Raw genomic sequence first — 26,482 nt, forward strand, 5'->3', positions numbered from 1 at the left:
TCGGCCGTGTGAGAATCAGGCGTCATCCACGTTTCGGTCCATGCAACCATGCACGTATGTATTGTGGGCGCCGGGGTCATCGGCACCGCCACCGCCTGGCAGCTCGCCCGCCAGGGCATGAAAGTCACCCTGCTCGAATCCGGCGACGGCCCGGGCCTGGGCGCCAGCTACGCCAACGGCGGCCAGCTCAGCTACAGCTATGTCGCGCCGCTGGCGGAACCCGGCGTCCTGCCCAACCTGCCGAAGTGGCTGCTGGACCGCCGTTCGCCGCTACGCTTTCGCCCCCGCATGGATCCGCAGCAATGGCGCTGGTGCCTGAGCTTTCTGCGCCATTGCGGCGGCGCGACCGCCAGGCAGACTACCGCGGCCATGCTGACGCTGTCCTACCTGAGCCGCGACACCCTGCACCAATGGCTGGACGATACCCCGCTGGAATTCCACCATCGGTCCAACGGCAAGCTGATCGCCTACCGCAGCCCCGAATTGCTGGACAAGGCGCGCAAGCTGGTCGAATACCAGGCCGCTCATGGCGCCCGGCAAAAAGTCCTGGACCGCCGGGAATCGGTGGACCTGGAACCCGCGCTTGCCGGCCTGGGCCAGGCGCTCGCGGGCTGCGTCTATACACCCGGCGAGGAAGTGGGCGACTGCCATCTGTTCACCAAGGCGCTCTACGCAGCGCTGGAGCGGCATCCCCAGGCCCGGCTGCGCAAGCACGCCATGGTGGCGGGCCTGCGGCGGCGCAAGAACCGGATCGTGGCGGCGGAGCTTGCCGATGGGGAAGCGATCGAAGCCGACCACTTCGTGCTGGCCAATGGCCTGGGCGCGCGCAAGCTGCTGCGTCGCCAGGGCGGCGACGCCATGCTGTACGGGCTGAAAGGCTATAGCCTGAGCGTGCCCCGCGGCCCGGACCTCGGCGCGGCCGTCCCCGACATCAGCGTCACCGACTACGAACGGCGCATCGTGTACGCTCCCATCGGCCCGGTGCTGCGCATCGCCGCCATGGTCGACATCGGCGCGGATCCCGGCGCCTTGAGCCCGCGGCGCATCGGGCAATTGAAGAGCCAGGTCCAAGAGACCTTCCCGGCCCTGCCCGTGGACGCCGCCGCCGTCTGGTCGGGCGAGCGGCCCGCCACCCCCGACGGCAAGCCGGTGATCGGGCGCAGCAAGGCTGCCGGCAATCTGTGGCTGAACATCGGCCATGGCGCGTTGGGCTTCACCCTGGCTTGCGGCAGCGCGGCCTTGCTTGCCGCCCAGCTGCAAGGCGGCCGCATGCCCATAGACCCGCAGCCCTTCGCCGAACGCTGACGTCGGGCGCAATCGAGGAGGGCCAAGAAGGAACCAGGCCCGCAAGGGTCGGCCCCTTGTCACCCCGCTCGGGATTCCGCCGCCAAGGCATCCAGCGCCGCGGAGACGGCCGCGCCTATGCCGCGCCCCCGCAGACCGATGTAAACCAGCTCGTTGCGAGGCGCCTCCGCCGCGGCGGGCGCTTTCTCGATGCGCACCCTGCCCCCGGCCAGCTGAACGACGGCGGAGCCATGGCGATCGGTCACCACCCGGCCCTTGACCCGTATCACGTCGGCGGGCAGGCCCTTGAGCGCGGCGATCAGCCGGTCCGCGTTCAGCATGCCGGGCGCGGACCATACCCCGCCCTCGAATGGATGATCCGGATCCTCATGATGGTGCGCATCGCCGTCAGGCGCATGGCCGCCGGGGCCATGCGCCAGGATGCGCTCCAGCGGCACGCGGCCGAAGCTGGACCGCAAGAACGGCAGCGCCCCATACCGCGCGCGCAGCTCGGCCTCCACGCTTTCCGCCTCGCCGGGCCCCAGGAGATCCGCCTTGTTCATCACCACCAGGCTCGCCGCCCGGATCTGCCGCGCCACCGTATCGCCCATCAGAGGGTCGTCCAGCTGCGCGACGATGCGCCCGGCGTCGGCCATGACCACCACGGCCTCCAGCTGCAGCATCGGGTCGGACAGGCCCACCTGCGCGATGCGGCCCGGGTCGGACACGCCGCTGGCCTCGATGACGATCAGCTCGGGCGCGGGCTTGCGCTCCAGCACGCGGATCAACGCGGCGTCGAGGCCGGACCCGATGGAACAGCAGATGCAGCCGTTCGTCAGGCTCAGGGTCTCGCCGTCGTGGGAGGCGACCAGCGAGGCGTCCACATCGATGGGGCCGAAGTCATTGACCATGACCGCCACCCGCCGATCGGCCTGGCTCAGCAGGTGATTCAGCAGGGTGGTCTTGCCCGCCCCCAGGAAGCCTCCGAGGACGATCAGGGGAATGCGCGCCGCCACGGCGGCCTCAGCCCCTGCCCGGCGCGTCGAAAGCATGGCCGCCGACCATGGTGCCCTCGATCGCGACATCCTTGAGCGCGTCCGGCTCGGCCTGGCTGGGATCGCCGCCCAGCACGCAGAAGTCGGCGAACTTGCCGACTTCGATCGAGCCGATGCGGTCGTCCATGTGCAGCGTATAGGCGGCGCCCAGGGTGATGGCGCGCAGCGCGGCGGCCACGCCGATGCGCTCGCTCTCGCCCAGCACGCGGCCCGAGGCGCTGCGGCGGTTCACCGCGCACCAGGCGGTGAACAAGGGGCCGATGGGCGTGATGGGGGCGTCGGAGTGGATTGCGAAGGGCACCCCCATCCGTTCGGCCGTCGCGCATGCGTTCATCCGGTGGGCGCGGTCCGGCCCCATGGTCATCTCGAAATGGGCGTCGCCCCAGTAGAAAATATGATTGGCGAACAGGTTCACGCACAAGCCCAGCTTGGCGATGCGCCGGAACTGCGCCGGGGAAGCCATCTGGCAATGCTGCAGCGTGTGCCGGTGGTCGAAGCGGGGGTGCAGGCTGAGCGCGCGCTCCAGGGCGTCCAGCGCCACCTCGGTGGCTTCGTCGCCGTTGGTATGGATGTGCAGCTGTATCCCCGCGCAGTGGTACTGCTCGACGATGTGGCGCAGGTCGTCGGGCGCGGTCACCCAAATGCCGTTGGGCGCGCCGTTGTAATAGCCCGGCCAGAGCAACCGGGCGGTGAAGCCCTGGATGGAGCCGTCGACCACGAGCTTCACGATGCCCAGCCGCATCTTGTCGTGGTTGTGCTGCTTGAGCAGTTCCAGCTTGGCCATGCAGGCTTCGGTATCGCGGCCGAAAAGCATGCCCGAGGCCGCCGGCACGATGCGCAGCGGGTAATCGGCCGCCCGCGTGGTGGCCGCCAGCGAGGCGATGCCCTCGTCGTGCAGTTCATTGACCAGGTCGGTCGCGGTCGTGACGCCGGCCACTTGCGCCACCCGGCCGAACATCCCCAGGCATTCGGGGCTCTGGCCCAGCATGCGGAAGGGATTGCCGATCATGCGCGTCACCGGGAACATCGCGGCGAACTCGCAGAGCTCGCCCGTGGGCTCGCCGTTCTCGAAGCGGGAAATGCCCTCGATGTCGGTGTCCCGGTCTATGCCCGCCATGCCCAGGGCCTTGCTGTTCACGTTCATCAAGTGCATGCTGGCATGCATGACGACCACCGCGCGCTCGCCGGATACCTTGTCCAGGTCCTGCACCGACATGCGCCGCGTGCCGAAATAGATGGGGTCGAAGCCCCAGCCGATCAGGTGCCGGCCGGCTTCCAGCCCGCGCTGCGCTTCCCGCAGGCGCTCCACCACTTCATCTATGGTCTTCAGCCCGCGCCAGACCTTGCCGTCCGGGCCGCGGCGGTCATAGAAGCCGACATAGACGTACAGCCAGACGACGCCTTCGTGCAGATGGCAGTGCCCTTCCACCAGCCCCGGCATCAGCACTTTTCCGGCATAGCGGTCATCGCGCCGCCCCGCCCCCCACGCCGAGGCCTGCTGTTCCGTGCCGACCGCCAGGATCCGGCCGCCGCGGACCGCCACGTGCGTCGCCTCGGGCTGCGCCGGGTTCATCGTCAGGATCTTGCCCGCCCGATAGATCGTGATGTCCTGGTGTTCCGTCTGCTCGTTCATGCCGTTCGCTCCAAGTTTCCATATGCCCGGCGCCCATCCAGGGGCGCGGTGATCCGCCCGCCTTCGACCTCGACGAAATGGCAGGCCACTTTATGCCCCGGCGCCACCTCGCGCAGCGCCGGCGCCGACTGTTCGCATATCGCCTGCGTGGCGGGGCAGCGCCCGGCGAATCTGCAGCCCTGGGGAGGGTTGATGGGGCTGGGCGGATCGCCGCTCAGCCTGATGCGCTGCGCCGCTTTCTCGCGGCCGCCGCTGACCGTCGGCACCGCCGACATCAAGGCGACGCTGTACGGATGCAGCGGCCGGGAAAAGAAGGTGTTGCGCGGCCCCTGTTCGACGATCTGCCCCAGATACATGACGGCGATGTCGTCGCAAATATGTTCGACCACCGCCATGTCGTGGCTGATGAACAGGAAGGACTGCCCGCGCTCGCGCTGTATGCGGCGCAACAGATTGAGGATCTGCGCGCGGATGGCGATGTCGAGCGCCGATACGGGTTCGTCGCACACCACGAGCTGCGGGTCGGTGGCCAGCGCGCGGGCAATGTTCAGGCGCTGGCGTTGCCCTCCCGAGAACTGATGCGGGAACAGCGCCTGCTGGTCCTCGCGCAGCCCGACGAGGCGGAAGAGCTCGTTCACTTTCTCGCGCTGTTCGGCCGGCGTGCCTATGCCCATCAGCATCAGCGGCATGCGGACGATTTCGCCGGCGCGCTGCCGCGGGTTCAGCGACGAGTACGGGTCCTGGAAGACCAGCTGGAAATGCCTGCGCTGGCGGCGCAAGGCGTCGCCTTCCAGGGCGGTGAGGTCCACGCCGTTGAAGCCGATGGTGCCGGCGGTCACGGGCGCCAGCCGCATGATGGACAAGGCGGTGGTGGTCTTGCCCGACCCCGACTCGCCGACGATCGCCATGGTGCGCCCGCGGTGGATCTCGAAGCTCACGCCGTCGACGGCGTGGACCTTGTCACGCACGCCGCCCGGCCCGCGCCTGCCTATCGGAAAATGCACCTTGAGGTCGCGCACCGACAGCAAGGCCGGGCCGGTCTCCGGCCCCGTTCCGGATCGCGCACGCCGGGTTTGAGATTCGCTCATGACTGGTCCTCGTACAGCCAGCAGGCCACTTTCTGGGTGGGCCCCATCTGGAAAGACGGCGGAAACGCCTTGCGGCATTGCGCCATGACGTGGGCGCAGCGGTCGGCGAAAGGACAGCCCGCGCCGCGATTCCATATGGAGGGCACGATGCCGGGAATCTCCGGCAGATCCGGACGATGGTCGGACGGCGCCGGGTCCAATTCGGGCAGACAGGCGATCAGGCCTTGCGTGTAAGGGTGGCGCGGCGCCGCCAGGATCTCGGCGGTCATGCCTTCCTCGACCACGCGCCCGCCATACATGACGACGACCCGGTCGGACATCTCGGCCACCGCGCCCATGTCGTGGGTGATCATGATGATGGCCGTGCCGCGCCGCTGCTGCTGCTCGCGCAGCAGGTCGAAGATCTGGGCCTGCACCGTCACGTCGAGCGCGGTGGTGGGTTCGTCGGCGATCAGGACGTCCGGATCGCAGGCCAGCGCCATGGCGATCATGACGCGCTGCCTCATGCCGCCGGACATCTCGTGTGGATAGTTGTCGATGCGCCGGTCGGGCGCGGGTATGCCCACCGACTGCAGGATCTCCAGCGCTTTCTGCCGGGCCTCTTCGCGGCCCAGTCCCTGGTGCAGGCGCAAGGGCTCGCAAATCTGGTCGCCGACGGTGTAGACCGGATTCAGGGCGGTCATGGGCTCCTGGAAAATCATGGAGATCTTGTTGCCGCGAATGCGGCGCATCTGCGAGACATCCGCCTGGACCAGATCGGTTCCGCGCAGCGACACCGAGCCGGCGCTGATGCGCCCGGGCTCCGGGATCAAGCGCATGATGGCCAGCGCCGTCATGCTTTTGCCGCAGCCCGATTCCCCGACCAGGCAAACGGTTTCGCCCGGCCCGACGTCGAAGCTGATGTCGTTGAGGATGTAGGCGGTGGCGCGCCGGGTCGCCAGTTCCACGGCCAGGCCCTTGACGGAAAGCACCGCGCTCATGTCCGCTCCCGCAAGCGTGGGTTCAGGGCGTCGTTCAGCCCGTCGCCGATCAGGCTGACCGCCAGCACCGTCAAGAAAATGGCGATGCCCGGCAGGGTGACCGCCCACCAGGCCACCAGGATGTACGAACGGTTGTTGCCGATCATCAAGCCCCAGCTCATCATGTTCGGGTCTCCCAGGCCCAGGAAGGAAAGCCCCGCCTCGAACAGAATGGCCGTGCCGATCGCCAGCGTCGCGGACACGATCAGCGGCGCCATCGCATTGGGCAGGATGACCTTCCAGATGAGCCGCCCGTTCCCCGCGCCGACGACGCGCTCGGCCAGGATGTAGTCCAGCTGCTTCAGGCGCAGGAACTCGCCGCGCGCCAAGCGCGCCGTGCCCGTCCAGCTGACGATGCCGATGGCGATCGAGATCGTCCACAGCGTCGGCGAGAAAAGCGTGACCAGCACCATGGCGAACAGCAGGGTCGGCAGGACCTGGAAGAACTCGGTGATGCGCATCAGGGCTTCGTCGATCCAGCCGCCGTAATAGCCCGCCAGCGCGCCCACCACGATGCCGATGACCACCGACAGGATCGCGGCGACGACGCCCACCAGCAAGGTGGCGCGCCCGCCGTAGACCAGCCCCGTGAGCAGATCGCGCCCCAGATAATCGGTGCCCAGCAGCCCGAATTCGGACCCGGGCGCCTCCATGGGCGGCCCGACCATGTCGAAGGGATCGGCCTCCATGACCATGGGCCCGAAAATCGTGATGCAGACGATGGCCAGCAGCAGCAGGAAGCCGAAGACCGCGGAAGGATTGCGGCAGAATACCCGCAACGCCTCGCGCCACTGGCCCGGCGGCTTGGCCGGCCTGGGCTGCGGAACGGTTTGAGTTTCTTGGGATGTCGTGAGCGAGGAGCCGGTCATGATGTCTTGATCCTCGGGTCGATGATGCGATAGGCGACGTCGGTGAGCTGATTCATCACCACCACCATCAGCGATGCAAAAAACAGAATGCCCAGCAGGGTCGGGTAGTCACGGCGCAGCACCGAATCGAACGCCAGCCGGCCCAGGCCGGGCCAGTTGAAAACCGTTTCGACCAGGATCGCGCCGGCCAGCACGTTGCCGAACTGCATGCCCAGCATGGTGACCACCGGCAGCACGGCATTGCGCAGGGCGTGCTTGTACAGCACCACGCCTTCGGATAGGCCTTTGGCCCGCGCCGTGCGGATGTAGTCGGAGGAAAGCGTTTCCATCATGCTGGCGCGCGCCAGCCGGCTGTACTGCGCCAGATAGACGAAAGCCAGGGTGAACGCGGGCAGCACTAGGTGTTCCAGCACGTCGAGCATGCCGGCCCAGCCTTGCGAATCCGCGCCCGCGGTGCGCATGTCCGACACCGGGAAGATGGGCCACACGGACGCGAACAGGATGATCAGCACGATGCCGGTCCAGAACACCGGCGCGGAATAGCCCACGATGGACAGGATGGTGACCGACTGCGACAGCAGGCCGTTGGGGCGGCGCGCGGCCAGCGCCCCCAGCAGCGTGCCGACGAAGAACGCCAGCAGCACCGACACCACGACCAGCAGCAGCGTGGCCGGCACCCTTTCCCAGATCAGCGAAGCGACGGAGGCGTTGAAATAGTATGACTGCCCCAGATCGCCCTGCAGCACCTTGCCCAGGTAGATGCCCAGCTGCACGATGAACGGACGGTCGAGCCCGAACTGCCGCCGCAGCTGTTCCCGCAATTCCTCCGTCATCCCGCCCATGCTGCCCGCCAGCGTCTCGACCGGGTCGCCCGGCGAGACGTGGATGAGCAGGAAGTTCAGCGTGAGAACAGCCAGCAGCAGGATGGCGGCATAAGCGAGCCGTTTCAAAACGTAGCGCAACATCGGGAATCCGTCCGTTTTACTTCAGGTAGACCTCGTCGAGCGGCGACAGCGGCCCCCAGATGCTGGCGGGCGGGTTGCCGACGTTCTTCCTGACCAGCGTGTGGTAGGGGACTTCCGCGATGTAGACGATGGGCACGTCTTCGTTCACCATGCGCTGGAACTCGCCATAGAGCGCCTTGCGCTTGTCCTGGTTCTGCTCCACGGCCGCCTGTTCCAGCACCTTGTCCACCTTGTCGTTGCGGTAGGACTGCGTGTTGGTCCACACGATGGGGCGGATGTTGGACGACAGATAGGTGCGATGCACGCCGATGACGGGGTCGCCCCAGTTCCAGACGATGTCGGTCGACATGTCGAAATCGTGGTTGGCCATGGTCTTCGCCCACGAGGGGAAATCCGCCGAGGTGCGCAGGTCCGCCGCCACGCCTATCTTCTTGAGCTGGGTACGGGCGTATTCCGCCACGTTCTTGCTCAGGGCGACGGTGCCGGGCAGGATGTCTATCGTCATCTTGAAGCGCTCGCCGTTCGCGCCGGGCTTCAGGCCCGCTTCGTCGAGCAGCTGCTTGGCCTTTTCCAGATTCAGCTTGTATGGATTCGAGCTCGGGTCGGCGAAGGGGCTGGAACTGATGATGGGTCCGACGGCCTGCTTGGCAAAGCCCGCGGTCAGCGCCTTGGAGATGAAATTCTTGTCCAGCGCATAGGCGATCGCCTGGCGGACGCGCTTGTCGTCCAGCGGCTTGCGCGCCGTGTTGATCGCCAGCCAGGACTCGGCGCCTATGCCTTCGTAGCCCTTGTTCAGCATGACGATGTCTTTGTTGCTCTGCGCGCGCCGCAATACCGTCGGGTCGCCCGCGAACGGCAGCATTTGCAGGTCGCCGCGTTCCAGGCCGATCAGCAGCGTCGTGTCTTCCGGATTGATCTGGATGACGACGCGGTCCAGATACGGCTTGCCTTCCAGGAAGAATTTGTCGAAGCGTTCCAGCACGACCTCTTTGCCCGGTACGAATTCCTTGAGCTTGAACGGGCCGGAGCCGACCACGTCTTTGGCGTTGCGCGGGTGCGATTTCAGATCGGCGCCGTCGCCGTAGATATGCTTGGGAAGAATGGGCGACAAGGCCGGCGACAGCGCGATCAACAGCGCGGGATGAGGCTGCGACAGCTTGAACACCGCGGTATGCGGATCAGGCGTCTCCACGCTTTCCACGGCGCTGAACATGGCCTGGAAAGGGTGGTTGGCCTTGTTCGCCATGATCGAGAACGCCACGTCTTCGGACGTGATGGGTTTGCCGTCATGGAAAACCGCATTGCCGCGCAGCTTCACGGTCAGCGCCTTGCCGTCCTCCGACCATTTCCAGGATTCGGCCAGATAGGGCTGGGGTTCCCACTTGTCGTTGAAGCGCAGCAAGCTGGCGAACAGCTGCGTGCTGGGCAAGGCCGTCGCCATGCCGGACTGCACCGCGCCGTTCAAGTGCCTGGGCGCCTGATACGCGCCCAGCACCAGGGTCCCGCCGTGCTTCGGCTGTTCCTGGGCGACGGCGCCGCCCGCGCCCGCCAATGACACCAGGCACGACACCGCGGCAAACGCGATGCTCTTCTTGATATTGCGCATGTTTTTCCCCTTGTACATGGATGCCGCGCCGGGCGCGCACCGCTCTCTCTTTACTGGTCGGGGCCAACATAGCATCGGGCTATCGGACGGACATAGGTCCAAGGGCGCGTTTTCAATGGGGCCAGTTTCCGCGCCAGAGGACGGAATGCGCCACGCTTTAGGGAAAACCTTGAGGTACGCCGCTTGCTGCGCGGCTCCACCATACCGACGAGAGCCATGCCATGAACCATCCCACCGACAAAACGAAAAGCGACCGGTCCACGGAGACCCGCCGATCCTCGTTCGAGAAGGAAACCACCGAGAAGGAACACGCAAAGGTGAAGGAATCCATTCAGGGCGGGCACCGCTCCTGGATGAACGCGCCGGTGGACCCCAACTCGCCCACCACGAAAGTGAATTTCCCGCCGGGAATCGAGCCCGAGGACGCCGCCGACCCCGGCCGCGCCACGCCGGGCGCGCCGCCGGTCGACAACCGTTCGGGCAAGCGCCCTAAATAGCGGCGATGGAAGAGGCCGGGCCGCGCACGGAGCCCGGCTCCGGACGCCGGTCCGGGCGCTTTGGACGCGCCCGCTCCATTGCCCGCTGCCATATCGGCGGGCTGCCGATGTGGCGGATCAGGTGGTCGGAGAACGCCCGCAGCTTGAGGCTGGCGCGCGGCAGCGCGCGCAGTAGATAGACGCCGGTCTCCGGCTGGGGCAGCAAGTCGTCCAGCTGGAGCTCGACCACTCTGCCCGCCCCGATGTCTTCGCCGATGGACCAGTCGGGCACCAGCCCGATACCCAGGCCTTGCAGCACGGCCTGGCGGCGCGAATCGCAGTCATTGCATTGAAACGCAAAGGCCTGCTCGCCGACCTGGTCCTTGCTGAAGAGTTCGCGCCAGCCTCGCATGCTGGTTCTGTGGCCCCGGTCTATCAGGCGGTGGTGGTTCAGGTCCCGCACCGTGGCGGGCGTTCCGTGCCGCAGCAGGTAGTCGGGCGAGGCGCAGATGACGTAGCGCTGGGCGGCGATGGTCTGGCTGATCAGGGAGCTGTCGGGTTGCTGCCCCACCCTCAAGACGGCGTCCACGCGGTCCACGACGGGGTCCACGATGCTTTCCGTGAGTTCCAGCTCGACGCACAGCCTGGGATATTTGTCGAAAAGGGCCGCAAGATGCGGCACGACGTGCCTGCGCCCGAACGCGGGCAGGCAGCTGACGCGCAGCACGCCCGACACGTTCCGTTCCAGCGAGATGAGCTCGTCGCGCGCATCGGCCATGTCCTGCAGGATTTTCACCGCGCGCTCGAACAGCAGCTCCCCGGCGTCGGTCAAGACCAGCGCCCGCGTGGACCGGGTGAACAGGCACACGCCCAATTCGGCTTCGAGCGCGTCGATCTGGCGCGACACCGAGGACGCGGCCATGCCTTTGCTGCGCGCCACCGCCGAAAAGCTGCGGGCCTGGGCGACCTGCACGAACACCGACATGTGCTCGGAGAATTTTTCTGTTTCCATTTATGCGTAACCCGCAAAAGCATTTTGCGCTCAGGCCCGATTGTGCCGCCAATATGCTGGACATTAGACTACAGACTGTTTTCATCTTCGCAAAATTCACAAAAATAGACAAGCCGCCCGGCATCTCATCGGCGGCGCCGTCGCACTCGCCCGGAGGCACTCCATGTCCGCAATCCTCTTCAACAAGCTTTCCCTTCGGCTGCTCCAGGCCACCGCCGCCGGCCTGGCCCTGGCCTGCGGGGCCGGCGCCATGGCGCAGGACTATCCCTCTAAACAAGTCGTCGTGGTCGTGCCCTTCGCACCCGGCGGCACGGTCGACAATGTGGCGCGCCAAGTGCAGGAAGCGCTGGGCGACCGGCTGAAGCAGACCGTCATCGTCGAAAATCGCGCCGGCGCGGGAGGCACCATCGGCACCGGCACCGTCGCCAAAGCGCAGCCCGACGGCTACCGCGTCGGCATGGTGTTCGATTCGTACGCGACCGAAGCCCACATCTACCCGAACCTGGCTTATTCGCCCTCGAAGGACTTGACCGGCGTGTCCTACATGGTGCGCTCGCCCATGGTGCTGGTCGTGCCGGCCACTTCGCCCCACAAGACCCTGCAGGACTACATCAACGCGGCAAAAACCCCCGACACGGTGTCCTATGCCTCGGTCGGCGCGGGCAGCTCCAATCACCTGGCCGCCGAACTCTTCCACGAAACGGCCGGCACCAGCGCCCTGCATACGCCGTACAAAGGCGGCGGCCCGGCCATGACGGACCTGATGGGCGCCCATGTGGATTCCATGATCGCCAGCCTGCCCCTGGTCCTGCCCCACGTCCAGGCGGGCAAGCTGCGCGCCTTGGGGGTGACGTCGAAAGCGCGCGCCGCGCAATTGCCCGACGTCCCCGCCATCGCCGAGACCTTCAAGGATTTCGAAATCTATTCCTGGGTCGGCATGATCGCGCCCGCCCAAACGCCCGCGGCCGTCCTGAAGCGCCTGAGCGACGACGTCAACGCAACCTTGAAGACCCCGGCGATCTCGGCCAGGCTGAACGAAGGCGGCTTCGAAGTGGTGGCGGGCGGCCCGGAGCAAATGAACGCCCTGGTCAGCAGCGAGTCCCAGCGCTGGGGCCGCCTGATCGCCGACAAGAAAATCGGCCAGCAATAGAACCGCCCCATCCGACCGCCCTATCGTCCGACACGCCATTTTTCGACTGAAGGCCATGAAGAATTTCGTTTACACCAGCCACGCCCAGCGCGTGCTCTTCGGATCGGGCAGCCTGCAAAGCCTGGGCGAAGAAGCCCGCGGCCTGGGCATCGAAAAAGCCCTGGTGCTCAGCACCCGGCCGCAGCGCGATCAGGCGGAAATCGCGGCGGGCCTGCTGGGCGCCGCGGCGGCGGGCATCTTCGACGCGGCCCGCATGCACGTGCCGGTGGAAACCGTCGACGCCGCGCTGGCGCGGGTACGGGCCTTGAACGCCGACGGCCTGGTCTCCATCGGCGGGGGCTCGACCGTTGGCCTGGCGAAAGCCATCGCGCGGGAAACCGGCCTGCCCATCCTGGCCGTGCCCACGACCTATGCCGGTTCGGAAATGACGCCCATCTACGGCATCACGGAAGGCGGCCTGAAACGCACCGGCCGCGATCCGCGCGTGCTGCCTCGCAGCGTCATCTATGACCCCGACCTGACCCACGAGCTGCCGGTGTCCATCAGCGTCACCAGCGGCCTGAATGCCATCGCGCACGCGGCCGAAGGCCTGTACGCGCAGGACGCCAACCCGATCATGAATCTCATGGCGCAAGAAGGCATCCGCGCCGTGGCGCGCGGGCTGCCGGCCATTCGCGCCGATGCGGGCGACGGCGCGGGCCGCCGTCAGGCGCTGTACGGGGCCTGGCTGTGCGGAACGGTGCTGGGCAATGTGGGCATGGCCTTGCATCACAAGCTCTGCCACACGCTGGGCGGCAGTTTCGATCTTCCCCATGCGGAAACGCACACGGTCATTCTGCCTCACGCCATGGCCTACAACACGCCCGCCGCGCCGGAGGCGATGGTCGCGATTCAGGCGGCGCTGGGGCGCGCGGACACGCCGGCCGCCACAGGCCTGTTCGACCTGGCCGCCGGCCTTGGCGCGCCCACGTCGCTGAAGGAACTGGGCATGCGGGAGGAGGATCTCGACCGGGCGGCCGATATCGCGCTGGCCAATCCGTACTGGAACCCGCGGCCGGTGGAGCCGCAGCCGCTGCGGCAGCTGCTGCAGAATGCCTATGAGGGGCGGCGTCCTTAGCGGTCCTCGTCCACGGGCCCGACCCCATGCGCCAAGGCCAGCGTCGCCCGCAAGAACTCCGACTGATCGTTCTTGCGCCAGCTAAGCATCACCGGCGACGAAAAGCCCCGCTCATCGATGGGCACATACGCCACCTCGTCCCGGAACAGCCCGTGCACCGACTCCGGCACCACCGCCAGGCCAACGCCCGCGGCCACCAGGCCCAGCGCGGTCTGCAGTTCATTCACTTCCTTTACCCGGCTCGGCGACGCGCCCCCGCGTCGGAAAATATCGAGCACGTGATCGGCATAGCTCGGCCTGGGGCGGGCCGGATAAAGAATGAGCGTCTCGGGCAGCATGTCCTCGACCGTCAAGGCGGCGCGCGCCGCCAGGCCGCTTTCGCGCGGCACCGCGGCGATCAGGCGCTCGTCCCATAGCACCAGGCGTTCTATTTCCGGGTCGGTCAGCAGAATGCGCCCGATCCCGATGTCTATGCGGCCGGTTTTCAAGGCCTCGAACTGCTGGAGAGTGATCATCTCGGCCAGGCTGATTTCCACATTGGGATCCAGCTTGCGCAGGCGGCGGATGAAACCCGGCATATAGCCATAAAGCACCGACGGAACGAAACCCACCCCGAAGCGGCGCTTTTCCTGGCGGCCGATTCTTTGCGTGGCCTGTATGGTCTCCGACAGCTTGCGCGTCATCAGGTCGGTCTGGTCCAGAAAATAGCGGCCCGCCTCCGTCAGCCGGATGCCGCGCCCGGCGCGTTCGAACAGCTCGACCCCGATTTCCTCCTCCAGCATCTTGATCTGCCGGCTGAGCGGCGGCTGCGCCATGTGCAAGGCCTTGGCCGCGCGGGTGAAGCTGAGTTCGGCCGCAACCCGCTGAAAGTACCGGATCTGCCTGAGCTCCATTTCCCATACCTTATAAGTATCGATAGGAACAAATATAGTCTTAGACAAGCCATGGCCGCAACCCGATAATCGTCACATCCAATGCGATGCCGGGCGTGCGCATCGAGCATTCAGCCTGAATGCGAGCGTCCCCGAATGCCGCGCAACCACAAGCGAATACCACAGGAGCTCATCGTGAAGCAGAACCGCCTTGCGACCATCATCGGGGCCATTTCCATCGCCCTTGCAGCCGTCCCCCACGCCGCGGCGTCCAGCGCGGACAGCTATCCCGAACGCTCGATCTCATGGATCGTCCCGTTCCCCCCCGGCGGGGCCATGGACGCCATCGCGCGCGTGCTGAGCGAAACCATGAGCAAGGACCTGGGGCAAAGCATCGTCGTGGAAAACAAGCCGGGCGCCGGCGGCAACATCGGCGCAAGCTATGTGACCAAGGCCAGGCCCGACGGCTACACCATCATGATCGCCGCGAACGGCATGGCCGTGAACCCGTTCCTGTACAAGAACCTGAGCTACGATCCCATCAAGGACTTCGAGCCGATATCGCTGCTGGCGGCGGTGCCCAACATCCTGGTCACCCAGGCGACGCGCAGCGACGTCAACTCGCTTGCGGACGTGATCCGCCAGGCCAAGGAGAAGCCCGGGCACTACACCTACGCCTCGGCGGGCGTGGGCACGTCGATCCACCTTGCCGGGGCGCTGTTCACCTATACGGGCCAGCTGGACATGCTGCACATTCCCTACAAGGGCAGCGGCCCCGCCGTGTCCGACCTCATGGGCGGCCAGGTCGACTACATGTTCGACAGCATCACCTCGGCCAAGCCTTATATAGAATCCGGCAAGCTGAAAGCTTTGGCGATCACGACCAAAAAGCGCTCTTCCACCCTGCCCGACCTGCCCACGGTCGATGAAAGCGGCATGCCGGGCTACGAGCTCACCCCGTGGTTCGCCACGTTCGCGCCGGCGGGCACGCCCGCGCCCATCATCGAGAAACTGAACGCCGCCATGCTCAAGGCCATGGAAACCGACCGCGTCAAACAGATCTTCGCGACGATAGGCGCCGAGAAGATCGGCAGCACGCCGCGGGAGCTGGCAAGCTACATGGCGCAGGAAACGGCCAAATGGAAGAAAATCATTGCAGAGACCGGGATTTCGGTGGACTGAAGCCGGCTTCGATCAAAGGGAATACACTATGCTTTTCATGGTTCAAATGACCGTCAATCTCCCGCAAGACATGCCGGCCGGCACCGCCGCCGAGATCAAGGCCAGGGAAAAGGAATATTCCCAGGCGCTGCAGCGATCCGGCAAGTGGCCCCATATCTGGCGGGTGGTCGGCGAATACAAGAACGTCAGCATTTTCGACGTGGGCAGCAATGAAGAATTGCACGAGCTGCTGAGCGGCCTGCCCCTGTTCCCTTACATGGACATCAGCGTTACGCCCTTGTGCCGGCATCCATCCGCCATCTAACTCAAGCAAGCGCGGGCCGCGGCGGCCCGCCATCACTCAATGAGCATCATTCGCATCGACCAAGAAGACATCCACTACTCGCTTAGCGGCAAACCGGGGGCTCCAGTGCTGGTGCTCTCGAATTCATTGGGAACGTCCCTTGACATGTGGTCGCCCCAGGAAGCGCTGGGCGAACGCTTCCGGCTGCTCCGGTACGATACCCGGGGCCATGGGCGGTCCGCCAAGCCGCGCGGCCCGTATTCGCTGGCGCAACTCGGCACCGACGTCCTGAATCTGCTTGACCGGCTGGACATCCGCCAGGCCGCCTTCTGCGGCATTTCGATGGGCGGGCTCATCGGCCAATGGCTGGGCATCCATGCGCCTGAACGCTTCACTCACCTGGCGCTGGCGAACACCGCGGCCCGTATCGGCACCGAGCAAGCCTGGCTGGATCGCGCCGCCACGGTACGCGCCCAGGGCATGCGGCCGGTCGCCGAAGGCGCGGCATCGCGCTGGTTCACGCCGGACTACGCGCAAGCCCATGCCGATGCCGTCGCGCCCCTGCTGCAGGCGTTGGGCGCCGCGGACCCGGAAGGCTATGCGTCCTGCTGCGAAGCCCTGGCCCACGCCGATCTGCGCGACCACATCCAGCACATCAAGGCGCCCACGCTGATCATCGCCGGCAGCCGGGACCCCGTCACGACGACGGCCGACGCCGATTTCATGGCCGGCCGCATCCCGGGCGCAAGGCGCGTGGACCTGACCGCGTCCCATTTGTCGAACATCGAAGCCGCCGCCGCATTCAACGACGCGCTGCTGTCCTTTGTGGGATCGGAGCCCGCGGCGGGCTGATCCCCCTTCGAGCGTCAGCCACGCGCATAGTGGCGGACCTTGTCTTCGTCCAGCACGATGCCCAGGCCCGGCCCCTGGGGCAGCTTCAGCGTGAAATCGCTGTAGTCCAGGGGCTCCGCCAGGATATCGTCCTTCATGAGCAAGGGCCCGAAAAGCTCGGTGCCCCATTCCAGCCTGCCCACGGTCGAGAACAGATGCGCCGCGGCCATCGTCGACACCGGCCCTTCCAGCATGGTGCCGCCATACAGCGCGATGTCGGCGGCCTGGGCGATGCCCATGAGGTCCTGCGCGCCCCGCAAGCCGCCGGCCTGCTCGATCTTGATGGCGAACACGTCGGCGCCGCGCGCGGCCGCCAGCGCGAAGCCGTCTTCCCGGCCCTTCAAGGCCTCGTCGGCCATGATGGGCAGTATGCCCAAGCCGCTCAAGCGCCCCAGCCCGGCGTGGTTCTTCTCGTGTATGGGCTGTTCGACCAGATCCACGCCCGCGTCGGCCAAGGGGCGCAGCGCCCGCAAGGCCTGGCATTCGGACCAGCCCTGGTTGACGTCGATGCGCACGCTGACGTCGTCTCCCACCGCTTTCTTGATGGCCGCGATGTGCCGGAGGTCTTCCTTGAAAGGCCGTAGCCCGACCTTCAGCTTGAAGATGTTGTGGCGCCTGGTGTCCAGCATTTCCTGGGCTTCCGCGATGTCCTTGTGCGTATCGCCGCTGGCCAGCGTCCAGGCCACCTCCAGCTCTTTGCGCACCGCCCCACCCAGCAGCGCGGCCACGGGAACGCCCAGCCGCTTGCCCAGGGCGTCGTACAAAGCCGTTTCAACCGCGCTCTTGGCGAAATGATTGCTCTTGACCGCCTTGGCGACCCGCAGGGCCAGCATGCCCGGATTGTAGGCGGGCTGGCCGATCAGCAGCGGCGCGATGTAGTTGTCGATATTCACCTTGATGCTCTCGGGGCTTTCGGCGCCGTAATTCAGGCCGCCTATCGTGGTCGCCTCGCCGATGCCTTCGATGCCGTCGGACGTCTTGATGCGGACCAGCACCATGCTCTGGTGCTCCATGACGGCGACCGACAGCTTGTGAGGGCGGATCGTGGGAATATCGAGGATATGGGTGGCGACTTCGACTACGGTGGCTTGCATTGCGATTCGGCTCATGAGGGTGTTGACGATTTCCGCTCGAGTATAGATACCGGCGCGCGGCAGGTCTAATATGGATTAAGTCGCCACCCATACCCATAAGGTATTGGATTTCCAGGCATCCCGCCGCCGCGGCGCGGGCCCGCGGTTTGACGGTCGGCGGCGCGCGGGAGCACAATGAAAAGCATGCCGCGCCCCGTGCGCGCCGCCTTGCCATCAATCTCCCGGAAACACGCCATGAACGAGCCTGCCTTGCTAGCGGAATGGATCATCGAGCAAGTCTGCGATGCGCTCATCTACGCCGACCGCGACGGCAGGATCGTGCGCTGGAACCGCGCCGCCGCCGAACTGTTCGGCTACACCGCGGCCGAGGCCCTGGGCGTCAGCCTGGACCTGATCATTCCCGCGCACCTGCGCGGGGCGCACTGGGCCGGCTACCACGCCGCCATCTCCGGCGGCGCCACGAAGCTGCACGGGCGGCCGACACTGACGCGCGCCGCGCACAAAGACGGGCGCAAGCTTTATGTCGAAATGACCTTCGCCCTCGTCAAGGACGGCGCCGGCGCCGCGATCGGGTCGGTGGCCATGGCCCGGGATGTCACGGAACGCGTGGAAAAAGAGCGCGCGGCGCGGGCGCAGGCAACCGCCGCGACGGCCAAATAGCCGCGAGGCTCGTGAATAGCCCGGCAGGCAGCGCCGGCAACGCTTTCTTCAGTCCGGACCGGCGGCCGGCCGCTTCCAGGTGAACTTGAGATCCGTCGCCTTGCCCTGTTTTATGGCCACTTCCCTGGATTGCGTGACGCCTTCGTAAGTCACGTCGAGCCGATAGCTTCCCGGCTGCAGATTCGTCAGGAAATAAGGGCCGGTCGACGTCGCATTCAGCACCGTGCCGCCCTGCGCGTTGCGCACGTGCACTTGCACGTCGCCCGCGTACGGCGACGATCCGCCGTCGCCGCTGACGGCGAAGGTCAGGGCCAGCGCATAACTGGACCGCGCCTGCTTGAACGCGCTGGATTCCTCCTGGCCGAAGCCGCCGGTCACATACTGGATGCCGTTGGCCGTCTGCGCCGGCGGCAGCTGCGCATGCGCGGCGCCCGCCATGAAGACGCCCGCCAGCAACAGCGCGGCCAAAACGGCCGGGGCGCGCCTGGTATGGTTGTCCATCGTCATCGTGATCTCCATTTATTGCTTATCCAGCCCTAGCCTATCATGCCATTGGGCAATCGATTCTTCCGGATAGCCCTTGAACATCTGATCCGAAGGATGCGCCTCGATCTCGACCCACGACGCCTTGGAATCCAGGAAAACATGCGTGTGTTCCGGCGGCCTGGGCAGGGCGGTGTCCATGGCCGATGCGAAGGGGTGGATGAGATCGGGCCATTCAGGGCTGAACAGCCACAGGGCGCTGCCGCAACGGCTGCAGAAATGGCGCTCGGCGCTGCTCTCCCGCCGCTCATCGCTGCCCGGCTGTGACAGCAGCGCATGGTAAATGGAAATGTGCTCCGCGCCCGTCAATTTCATCGTACGCGCGTCGGCGCTGAGATTGATGGAATACCCACCGCCGCCTTGCGTCTTGCGGCAGATGGAGCAATAGCAGCGCTGGTAAGGGTAGGGATTGACGCTCTGGACCGCGAACTGCACGGCGCCGCAATGACAAGATCCTTCCAGTAGCATGGTGTCCTCCTTCAGCCCCGTTTCTTCCCGGGGACGATTCCTTTTTCCTCCCGGCTGCCGTCGCCCTCGGGCGAGGGATTCTGCAGCAAACTCCCCAGCAGCTCGTCCTCCCAGCGCGGCCGGTCGTCCGCCCCCGCGCTTGCGCGCCCGTCATGGCGCTCCTTGGCGTCGGGCCGGCTTGGCGCCCCGCCCCGCCGGCCTTGCGGCTTGTCCGTGTCGATCATAACTGCCTCTTCAAGTGTGCATGGTCAGAGGCGATCAGCCAGCAAATGGGATGCCTGCGATGCAATGAAGGGGCTTCGACTCGCCATGCTCGCCGCGCCGGTCGACCGGCAGCATCGGCGGCGCCTGCAGACATTCCCCAAGAAATCATTCCATGATGTTATCAAGTATATAAATAATATGATTTGACCGACTTATCACGCAAAAACATAATCTCCTCAAGCATCAGACCCTTCACACACGGGTCGTGCGTCGGCGTTCCGCCGCCACGTCCGGTTGATCAAGTGCAACGACAAGGAGACGCTATGAAACGCCGCACCCTGATTTTATTGACGCTTGCCGCGACCCTCTTCGCCGCGCAGCCGCCGGCCGCTCTCGCCGACTATCCCGACCGGCCCATCACGCTAGTCGTGCCCTGGCCCACAGGGGGAGGCACCGACACCATGGGACGCATTTTGGCCAAGGGACTGAGCCGTGTCCTGGGAACGCCCGTCATCGTCGACAACAAAGGCGGCGCGAATGGCACGATCGGAAGCAGGCATGTGTCGGAGGCGCCGGCCAACGGCTATACGCTGCTGATGGGCTCTTCGGGGCCGCTGACGGTTTCCAGCGCGGTCCGCCCCAAGGACGTGCCCTACGATCCATTGAAGGACTTCACGCCTGTCATGCTCGTGGCCAAGATTCCACTAGTCCTGGTGACCCACCCGAGCGTCCCGGCAAAGACTCTGCAAGACCTCGTGGACATCGCAAAAAAAGATCCCAAGACCCTGACCATGGCGTCGGTCGGCGTGGGGAGCTCCAACCATCTGACGGGGGAGATGTTCCAGTCCTACGCTGACATAAAGATGCTGCACGTTCCCTACAAAGGCGCCGGGCCGGCATTGACGGATCTGCTGGGCGGTCAGGTGGACGTCTACTTCGACCAGATTGCCACTTCCGCGCCTCACATCCGGAGCGGAAAGCTGCGCGCGCTGGCCGTCACGTCCATGGAGCGTTCGTCGCTGCTGCCCGAGGTCCCCACGATCCACGAGTCGGGCTATGCGGGCTTTGACACCAGTTCCTATTACGCGATCATGCTGCCGCCCCGCGCGCCCGATCACGTGGTGCGCAAACTCAATGCCGCCCTGATCGAAACAGTGCGCCTCGAGGAGACGACAGACAGCTTTGCGCGCATGGGTTTCGAGGCGGATGAAAGCACCCCGGAAGAACTGCGGGAATTCCTGGCCAAAGACCTGGCGATGTGGCGCAAGGTGGCGCAAGAAGCCGGTATTGAAATGGAAGAGTAACGGCGGACGGCTAACCGAAGTCTGGGGCTTGTATCGTCAATGCAAGCTGCCGGCTGAATTCATTCGTCAGCAAAGACCGGTGGCGGAACCTGGGAAAGAGCATATGGAAATGATAGGTCACGGCGGGCCGGAACGGCCGCACGGCCAACATGCCTCGCTGCGCATATTCCTGCGCGGTGAACGGATCCACGATGGAAATGCCGAATCCGTTGGCGACCAACGAACAGGCGGATTGGGAGGCGAAAGCCTGTGCCGTGGTCTTGCGCCCGATATTTCTTCGTTCAAAGATGGTGTCTATCGCATGCCGGATGCGGCTGCCCTGCATGAACGATATGAACCTCTCCCCTTGAAGGTCGCGCGGGGCGAGGACGGATTTCGCCGCGAGGGGATGGTCGTTGGGCATGACGCACACCGCATGCGCGGTACAGAGGGGCTCGGTGCTGACGGCGGGATGATCGACCAGCACGCTCGTGATGCCCAGGTCTATCTTTTGCGCGATGGCGAGCTCGACGACATTGTCGGCGCTGGTTATGTACAAATCGATATTGACGTCCGGCTTGGCCTTGAAGAATTGCGCGACCAGACGGGGAACGTGCTCATGGCCGAGCGTCGAGAGCGACGCGATGCTCATCTCTCCGGAACGCAATCCCTTGATCTCGCGCGCCAATCCGGCCACCTGCTGAAGGCCCACGAAAACCTTATCGACCTCGCGGTACAGCAAGGTTGCTTCGGCCGTCGGCTGCAAGCGCTTTTTCACCCGGACGAACAGTGTCAGGCCCATGGCATGTTCAAGGCTTGCAAGCAGCTTGCTCACGGCGGGCTGCGAGACGTGCATGCGCTCGGCCGCCGCGGTCACCAGGCCCGTGTCCATGATGGCCTTGAACGCTTCAATCTGTCGGGGCGTAATCGTTTGCGAGTTCATTGGACCGCCGAAAGACCATTCTCAATTTGATTCTGGAGTAAGAATTATGCCTGAAGGTATCGCATCCGAGGCCTCGACAGGAACGGATGGCATTCCGAAAGCCATGCGGGAACGAGCGCGCAGCATTGAAGCGCGCCCCTTGCCCTCCAACATCTGGGCCCTCCTGGAAGGCGCGGCCCGGGACGCGCCCGATGCACGCGCCTGGTGCTTCTTCGCCAGCGACGACAGCATCGGCTATGCGGAGCTGGCCGCATCCGTGAACCGCGTCGCGGCGGGCCTGCAGGATCTGGGCGTCGGCGCAAGCACGCATGTGGCCGTCATGCTGCCCAATATCTCCGCGATGCCGCTCGCCTGGCTCGCCCTGGCGCGCTTGGGCGCCGTGATGATCCCGATCAATACGCGCTATACCGGGCGCGAGCTGCACTATGTATTGGAAGACAGCGAGGCGCGCTACCTCATCACGGACCTGAGCGGCCTTTCGGCCTACCGCAGCATGCCCGATGCGATACCGGAGCTGAACGAGCGCATCCTGGTGACCGGAGGCGACGTCCAGAACCATCTGTCCTGGGACGCCCTGCTGCATGGCCCGCGAAGCGTTCCGGACATCGCGCGCGAGCCCGGATTGGATACCCTGCTGAACATCCAGTACACGTCCGGCACCACCGGTTTCCCGAAGGGCTGCCTGCTCACGCAACGCTACTGGCTGACATGCGCCAAGGTCTACGCGGAAGTGGACGGCCTGGCCTACCGGAACATTCTCGCAGACAATCCATTCTTCTACATGACGCCCCAATGGCTGCTGCTGATGGCGTTCTTCCATCGCGCAACCCTGTACGTGAGCCCGCAGATCAGCGCTTCCCGGTTCAGCGATATCGTCAGGACCTACGGCATCAACTATTGTCTCTTCCGGGAGGCCTATTACCACCGGGCTCCCGCGAGGCCGGAAGACGCGCGCAACGCCCTGAAGCGCATGAACATCTATCCGCACCGCCCCGACGAGCACGCCGCCATGGAGCGGCGATACCGCAGCCCCATACGGCCGGCGTTCGGCATGACGGAGATCGGCGTCGGGCTGGTCATGCCGCTGGAAGCGGATGGGATGGTGGGCTCGGGCTCCTGCGGCCTGCCGGCGCCGTTCCGCGAATGCCGCATCGCGGATGACCGCGGCAACCCGGTGCCGGTCGGCACGCCGGGAGAACTGCTGGTCCGCGGCGCGGGGTTGTTCCAAGGATACTATCGCAAGCCTGAAGCAACGGCACAGGCATTCCATGGAGACTGGTTCCGCACGGGGGACCTCGCGCGCCGCGACGCGGACGGCTACTTCTACATCATCGGCCGGATCAAGGACGTCATCAAGCGTTCCGGAGAGAACATCGCCGCCGCGGAAGTGGAAGCGGTGATTTCTTCGATGCCTGGCGTGGAGGAAGTCGCCGCGCTGGCCGTGCCGGACGCCCATCGGGGCGAGGAAGTAAAAGTCTACGTGGTTCTCGCAGCGGGATATCGCGCCGAGGACGTCCCGCCGTCGAGCATCATCGAGCACTGCAAGCGGAATCTCGCTCCATTCAAGATACCGCGATACATCACTTACCGACGAGAGCCGTTCCCAAGAACGGCCAGCGGAAAAATCACCAAGCGGCCTTTGCTGCATGCTCAGCCTGACCTGCGATCCGGCAGCTGGGACAACGTGGAAGGCCGCTGGCATCAAGAAGAATGCAACAAACCGGAGGAAGCATGATCATCGATTACACAAGCAAGCCGCCCCTGCCAGACCACCAGGTCGGCGGCTCGCACCTGGACGGCTACGACCGCGTCTACGCCAAGAGCTATCGGTCCGCGGGACGGGACAAGGGCGTGGGCGAAGCGTCTCTGGCCGACTACCTGGGCACGTATGACAGCCTTGGCGTCTCCCGGGTCGTGATCAAGGCCCGCGATGCGGAAACGACCCATGGCTACCGTGTCACGAACGAAGCGGTCGCCGAATTCTGCCGCCGGCATTCCCCGCGTTTCATCGGCTTGGCGGGCGTCGACCCGAACAAAGGGATGCGCGCCATTCGCGAGCTGGAGCATGCCGTCAAGGAGCTCGGCCTGCACGGCCTGAATCTGCATCCTTATGAGCACCAGATCCCGATCAGCGACCCCAAGATGTACCCTCTGTACGCCAAGTGCATAGAACTGGGGATTCCGCTCAATCTGCATTGCTCGACAAGTTTCTCCACGTCCGCCGCCATGGACTGCGGCCACCCGCGCCACCTGGACCAGGTCATGATGCATTTCCCGGAGCTGAGAGTCTGCGCGGCGCCGCCGGGCTGGCCCTGGGTCCTAGACCTGATCGGCGTCGCCTGGCGGCACGAGAACGTATTCATCGGCATCACCGCGGTGCGGCCGAAGTACTTGACCGTCGAGCATTCCGGCTTCGGCCCCCTGCTGCAGTATGGCAGGACCGTGCTCCAGGATCGTATTATCTGGGGATCCGCCTGGCCCATGCAGCCCGTCGACTCGGCGCTGCGCGAAATTGAAGCGCTCGGGCTCGGCGAGCCCGTGAAGCGCAAATGGCTTCATGAGAATGCCGCGAATTTTCTGAATCTGCCTGCCCAGAGAGCCGTCGACCATGAATGAAGAAATTTGGCAAAGCTCCGCCACCAAAATCGCCGCAGCCGTTTCCAGGCGCGAACTGAGCTGCCAGGAAGTCATGCGCACATTTCTCGATCGCATTGCCGCGCTCGATGGCCACACCAACGCCTTTTCCGTGGTCGAGCCCGGGCAAGCGCTGATTGCCGCGCGGGACGCCGATGAAGCCATCCGCGCGGGCAGGGCGCTGGGGCCCCTGCATGGGCTGCCCATCACGATCAAGGATGTAATACCTACGCAAGGCATGCGCACGACGTACGGATCGCGCCTGTACGCCGACCATATCCCCGAAACCGAACCGGAGGTCGTGGCACGCGTACGCCGGGCGGGAGCGATCATTGTCGGCAAAACCACCACGCCGGAATTCGCTCACAAGGTGTTGACCGACAGCCCGCTGCATGGGATCACACGCAACCCATGGTCGCTGGAGCGCAGCCCGGGGGGCTCGAGCGGCGGCGCCGCGGTGGCGGCGGCCATGGGGTACTGCCCCTTGAATGTAAGCACCGACGGCGCGGGATCCAGCCGCATACCCGCCGCAAACTGCCATGTGGTCGGCCTCAAGCCGACCATGGGCGCCATACCGAACGACGGCGGCGCCGATCTTTTTGCGATGCAGGTCCTGGGCGTCATCGCGCGGACCACGGAGGACGCCTCGCTGCTGTTCGACGTGCTGTCCGGCCCGTATGACGGCGACCCGTTTTCCCTCGGCGCGGAAAACAAACCGGACACGGAAGCCGGCTCGCGGCCCGTGCTGAAAAACCTCCGCGTGCGCTACTTCCCGAGAATGGGCAACGTGCACGTCGATGCCGAAGTGCTGCAAGCGGTGGAACGGGCCCTTGCCCTCATGGAAACCCAGGGCAGCATCGTTCTTGAAGACGGTGATATAAACTGGCGCCATGATGCGTGGCGCATCATGCTGCGCGCCCAGCAGGCCGCCCGCTTCAGGGACTCCTACCCCGGCATCAAGCACCTTCTCGATCCCTCCATGGCGCAGTGCATAGAAGAAGGGCTGTCACAGGACGTTATCGAACTGCAGGACGCCTTGCTGGCGCGAAGCGCCCTGTACAAGGATCTTCACCGCATTTTTCAAACGGCTGACGTCATCATTTCGCCGACATCCGCCACGCCCGCCTTGTTCGCCACGCATCATGCAAACGAACCGGTAATCATAAACGGCAAGGAGGCCGGCACATTGCGGCAGGCCTGGTACAACTACACCGTACCCATCAACGGCGCCGGCCACCCGGCGATTTCCTTGCCTTGCGGGTTCAGCCACGAAGGCCTGCCCATCGGCATGCAGATCATCGGGCCATGGCATCGGGAGCGCATGCTGCTGAGGCTTGCGGCGGAGCTGCAGGAATTGCTTGGATGGACCGACCGCTGGCCCGACCTCGCGTCGCAGCGCGGCTGAACCGGCCGGCACCCATGTCCCGCACCCTCACGGCCCGTCGTGGAAAAACAATTCCAGCCCCACACGCACACCCTGGCGCACGCGGCTGATGGCGTGCTTCAGGTTGACGCGGTAATAGCCTTTGCCGCCCCGGACAGGACGTTGCGCGGTGCTGATGATGGCGGCATCCCCCTGTCGCAGCGGCAGCACCATCGGACGCGACTGCATGCGCGGGCGCTGCTCCGTCATGACGAACTCGCCTCCCTCGAAATCCGAACCCGCCTCGGTCAGCAGGGCCACCACCTGCAGCGGGAAGACGTGCCCGCCTTCCCCGCGTTGATGCAAGGCCAGATAATCCGCCATGCCCAGCCGGTTCAGGTGAGAGAGCGTTCTGGCCTGACCGGCCTCGCGGCAGTGCTGAAGGAACTCGTCGAGCTCAGCCGGATAGCGGTACGGGACATCCAGCATTTCGTTCCAGCGATTCGCGATGGGCGCCAGATGGCGATAGAAATCCCTGCGCCAAGCCTGTAGCGGTACCGGCAGCGAATCCTCGAAATAGAACAGATCGCCGCGCCCCAGGTCGCCTGCGGCCAGCGGCTCGCGGCGCAGGCCGCCCATGCCCAGCCGGGCGGTCAGTTCTTGCGCTCGTTCGCGGGACAGCAGCCCCGGCAGCAAGGCGTAGCCTTCGATGTCGAGCCGGCCGGCGATGTCCGGCCAATCCAGGCGGTCGGCCGATTGCATGGGCAAGGTCACGATCCAGCTCCTGT

27 protein-coding genes are annotated in these 26,482 nt (G+C 65.4%); 12 read left to right on the top strand and 15 right to left on the bottom strand.

Annotation, left to right across the window (positions count from 1 at the left end; all coding sequences use genetic code 11):
* Positions 1-48 precede the first annotated feature (48 nt).
* Positions 49-1,305 (top strand): D-amino acid dehydrogenase, encoded by a 1,257-nt coding sequence (locus H0A72_RS15555; RefSeq protein WP_180156965.1) that lies wholly within the window; start codon positions 49-51, stop codon positions 1,303-1,305.
* 59 nt (positions 1,306-1,364) lie between these two features.
* Here the strand turns inward: H0A72_RS15555 and H0A72_RS15560 are convergent, their stop codons facing one another.
* The 7 genes from H0A72_RS15560 to H0A72_RS15590 are packed head-to-tail and all read right to left on the bottom strand — an operon-like array spanning position 1,365 to position 9,519.
* Entirely contained in the window at positions 1,365-2,336 is a 972-nt protein-coding gene (locus H0A72_RS15560) for a CobW family GTP-binding protein (RefSeq protein ID WP_180156967.1), read from the bottom strand.
* Positions 2,308-3,972: an amidohydrolase gene (locus tag H0A72_RS15565; protein WP_180156969.1), complete on the bottom strand. Its 1,665-nt coding sequence runs from the start codon at positions 3,970-3,972 to the stop codon at positions 2,308-2,310. Before H0A72_RS15565 ends, H0A72_RS15560 begins: the two co-directional genes overlap by 29 nt.
* Entirely contained in the window at positions 3,969-5,060 is a 1,092-nt protein-coding gene (locus tag H0A72_RS15570) for an ABC transporter ATP-binding protein (RefSeq protein WP_180156971.1), read from the bottom strand. The genes H0A72_RS15565 and H0A72_RS15570 overlap by 4 nt, the downstream gene beginning before the upstream one ends.
* Entirely contained in the window at positions 5,057-6,040 is a 984-nt protein-coding gene (locus H0A72_RS15575; RefSeq protein ID WP_180156973.1) for an ABC transporter ATP-binding protein, read from the bottom strand. Before H0A72_RS15575 ends, H0A72_RS15570 begins: the two co-directional genes overlap by 4 nt.
* Positions 6,037-6,948, bottom strand: coding sequence for an ABC transporter permease (locus H0A72_RS15580; RefSeq protein WP_180156975.1), 912 nt, complete (start codon positions 6,946-6,948; stop codon positions 6,037-6,039). The genes H0A72_RS15575 and H0A72_RS15580 overlap by 4 nt, the downstream gene beginning before the upstream one ends.
* Positions 6,945-7,913 (bottom strand): ABC transporter permease, encoded by a 969-nt coding sequence (locus H0A72_RS15585; RefSeq protein ID WP_180156977.1) that lies wholly within the window; start codon positions 7,911-7,913, stop codon positions 6,945-6,947. Before H0A72_RS15585 ends, H0A72_RS15580 begins: the two co-directional genes overlap by 4 nt.
* A gap of 16 nt (positions 7,914-7,929) precedes the next feature.
* Positions 7,930-9,519: an ABC transporter substrate-binding protein gene (locus H0A72_RS15590; protein WP_180156979.1), complete on the bottom strand. Its 1,590-nt coding sequence runs from the start codon at positions 9,517-9,519 to the stop codon at positions 7,930-7,932.
* A gap of 221 nt (positions 9,520-9,740) precedes the next feature.
* Here H0A72_RS15590 and H0A72_RS15595 point away from each other — a divergent pair, with 221 nt between their 5' ends.
* Entirely contained in the window at positions 9,741-10,016 is a 276-nt protein-coding gene (locus H0A72_RS15595; protein WP_180156981.1) for a hypothetical protein, read from the top strand.
* Here H0A72_RS15595 and H0A72_RS15600 read toward each other — a convergent pair.
* Positions 10,009-11,007 carry a LysR family transcriptional regulator gene (locus H0A72_RS15600; RefSeq protein WP_180156983.1) on the bottom strand — a complete coding sequence of 333 codons (999 nt, stop codon included), beginning with the start codon at positions 11,005-11,007 and terminating at the stop codon, positions 10,009-10,011. The genes H0A72_RS15595 and H0A72_RS15600 overlap by 8 nt on opposite strands.
* Before the next feature lie 163 nt (positions 11,008-11,170).
* Between H0A72_RS15600 and H0A72_RS15605 the strand changes: the two genes are divergently transcribed.
* Together H0A72_RS15605 and H0A72_RS15610 are read left to right on the top strand one after the other, a co-directional pair.
* A complete protein-coding gene (locus tag H0A72_RS15605; protein ID WP_180156985.1) occupies positions 11,171-12,157 on the top strand; it encodes a tripartite tricarboxylate transporter substrate binding protein in 987 nt (328 codons plus the stop codon).
* A gap of 55 nt (positions 12,158-12,212) precedes the next feature.
* Positions 12,213-13,274 carry a maleylacetate reductase gene (locus H0A72_RS15610; protein ID WP_180156987.1) on the top strand — a complete coding sequence of 354 codons (1,062 nt, stop codon included), beginning with the start codon at positions 12,213-12,215 and terminating at the stop codon, positions 13,272-13,274.
* Here H0A72_RS15610 and H0A72_RS15615 read toward each other — a convergent pair.
* On the bottom strand, positions 13,271-14,167 hold the full coding sequence (locus tag H0A72_RS15615; protein WP_180156990.1) for a LysR family transcriptional regulator: 897 nt from the start codon (positions 14,165-14,167) through the stop codon (positions 13,271-13,273). The genes H0A72_RS15610 and H0A72_RS15615 overlap by 4 nt on opposite strands.
* Positions 14,168-14,341: 174 nt before the next feature.
* On the opposite strand from H0A72_RS15615, the gene H0A72_RS15620 reads away from it, so the two are divergent.
* From H0A72_RS15620 to pcaD, 3 genes are read left to right on the top strand one after another with little or no spacing between them, the layout of a single operon-like run.
* On the top strand, positions 14,342-15,328 hold the full coding sequence (locus H0A72_RS15620) for a Bug family tripartite tricarboxylate transporter substrate binding protein (protein ID WP_343060198.1): 987 nt from the start codon (positions 14,342-14,344) through the stop codon (positions 15,326-15,328).
* A gap of 28 nt (positions 15,329-15,356) precedes the next feature.
* A complete protein-coding gene (gene catC, locus H0A72_RS15625; RefSeq protein ID WP_180156993.1) occupies positions 15,357-15,632 on the top strand; it encodes a muconolactone Delta-isomerase in 276 nt (91 codons plus the stop codon).
* 39 nt (positions 15,633-15,671) lie between these two features.
* Positions 15,672-16,463, top strand: coding sequence for a 3-oxoadipate enol-lactonase (gene pcaD, locus H0A72_RS15630; RefSeq protein ID WP_180156996.1), 792 nt, complete (start codon positions 15,672-15,674; stop codon positions 16,461-16,463).
* Between the two features lie 14 nt (positions 16,464-16,477).
* Here pcaD and H0A72_RS15635 read toward each other — a convergent pair whose 3' ends face one another.
* On the bottom strand, positions 16,478-17,596 hold the full coding sequence (locus H0A72_RS15635) for a muconate/chloromuconate family cycloisomerase (protein WP_180156998.1): 1,119 nt from the start codon (positions 17,594-17,596) through the stop codon (positions 16,478-16,480).
* A gap of 234 nt (positions 17,597-17,830) precedes the next feature.
* On the opposite strand from H0A72_RS15635, the gene H0A72_RS15640 reads away from it, so the two are divergent.
* Positions 17,831-18,256, top strand: a complete 426-nt coding sequence (locus H0A72_RS15640) for a PAS domain S-box protein (protein ID WP_180157000.1) — start codon at positions 17,831-17,833, stop codon at positions 18,254-18,256.
* Positions 18,257-18,304: 48 nt separating this feature from the next.
* On the opposite strand, the gene H0A72_RS15645 is transcribed toward H0A72_RS15640, so the two are convergent.
* Genes H0A72_RS15645 through H0A72_RS15655 form a run of 3 tightly spaced genes read right to left on the bottom strand, consistent with a single transcriptional unit; the run spans position 18,305 to position 19,491 of the window.
* Positions 18,305-18,775: a carboxypeptidase-like regulatory domain-containing protein gene (locus H0A72_RS15645; protein ID WP_180157002.1), complete on the bottom strand. Its 471-nt coding sequence runs from the start codon at positions 18,773-18,775 to the stop codon at positions 18,305-18,307.
* Positions 18,776-19,267: a GFA family protein gene (locus H0A72_RS15650; protein ID WP_180157004.1), complete on the bottom strand. Its 492-nt coding sequence runs from the start codon at positions 19,265-19,267 to the stop codon at positions 18,776-18,778.
* Positions 19,268-19,278: 11 nt separating this feature from the next.
* On the bottom strand, positions 19,279-19,491 hold the full coding sequence (locus H0A72_RS15655) for a hypothetical protein (RefSeq protein ID WP_180157006.1): 213 nt from the start codon (positions 19,489-19,491) through the stop codon (positions 19,279-19,281).
* Positions 19,492-19,794: 303 nt separating this feature from the next.
* Here H0A72_RS15655 and H0A72_RS15660 point away from each other — a divergent pair, with 303 nt between their 5' ends.
* Positions 19,795-20,775 (top strand): Bug family tripartite tricarboxylate transporter substrate binding protein, encoded by a 981-nt coding sequence (locus tag H0A72_RS15660; RefSeq protein WP_180157008.1) that lies wholly within the window; start codon positions 19,795-19,797, stop codon positions 20,773-20,775.
* Positions 20,776-20,785: 10 nt separating this feature from the next.
* On the opposite strand, the gene H0A72_RS15665 is transcribed toward H0A72_RS15660, so the two are convergent.
* The gene (locus H0A72_RS15665) at positions 20,786-21,697 is read right to left on the bottom strand and encodes a LysR substrate-binding domain-containing protein (protein ID WP_180157010.1); all 912 of its coding nucleotides are present in this window, start codon (positions 21,695-21,697) and stop codon (positions 20,786-20,788) included.
* Between the two features lie 46 nt (positions 21,698-21,743).
* Between H0A72_RS15665 and H0A72_RS15670 the strand changes: the two genes are divergently transcribed.
* Genes H0A72_RS15670 through H0A72_RS15680 form a run of 3 tightly spaced genes read left to right on the top strand, consistent with a single transcriptional unit; the run spans position 21,744 to position 25,736 of the window.
* Positions 21,744-23,432, top strand: coding sequence for an AMP-binding protein (locus tag H0A72_RS15670; protein WP_180157012.1), 1,689 nt, complete (start codon positions 21,744-21,746; stop codon positions 23,430-23,432).
* Positions 23,429-24,313: an amidohydrolase family protein gene (locus H0A72_RS15675; protein WP_180157014.1), complete on the top strand. Its 885-nt coding sequence runs from the start codon at positions 23,429-23,431 to the stop codon at positions 24,311-24,313. The genes H0A72_RS15670 and H0A72_RS15675 overlap by 4 nt, the downstream gene beginning before the upstream one ends.
* Positions 24,306-25,736 (top strand): amidase, encoded by a 1,431-nt coding sequence (locus H0A72_RS15680; RefSeq protein WP_180157016.1) that lies wholly within the window; start codon positions 24,306-24,308, stop codon positions 25,734-25,736. Before H0A72_RS15675 ends, H0A72_RS15680 begins: the two co-directional genes overlap by 8 nt.
* A gap of 27 nt (positions 25,737-25,763) precedes the next feature.
* Here the strand turns inward: H0A72_RS15680 and H0A72_RS15685 are convergent, their stop codons facing one another.
* Positions 25,764-26,468, bottom strand: a complete 705-nt coding sequence (locus H0A72_RS15685) for a 2OG-Fe(II) oxygenase (RefSeq protein ID WP_343060196.1) — start codon at positions 26,466-26,468, stop codon at positions 25,764-25,766.
* Between the last annotated feature and the right edge of the window lie 14 nt (positions 26,469-26,482).

The organism is Parapusillimonas granuli (assembly GCF_013416525.1).
In the GTDB taxonomy this organism is placed as follows: Bacteria; Pseudomonadota; Gammaproteobacteria; order Burkholderiales; family Burkholderiaceae_B; genus Parapusillimonas; species Parapusillimonas granuli.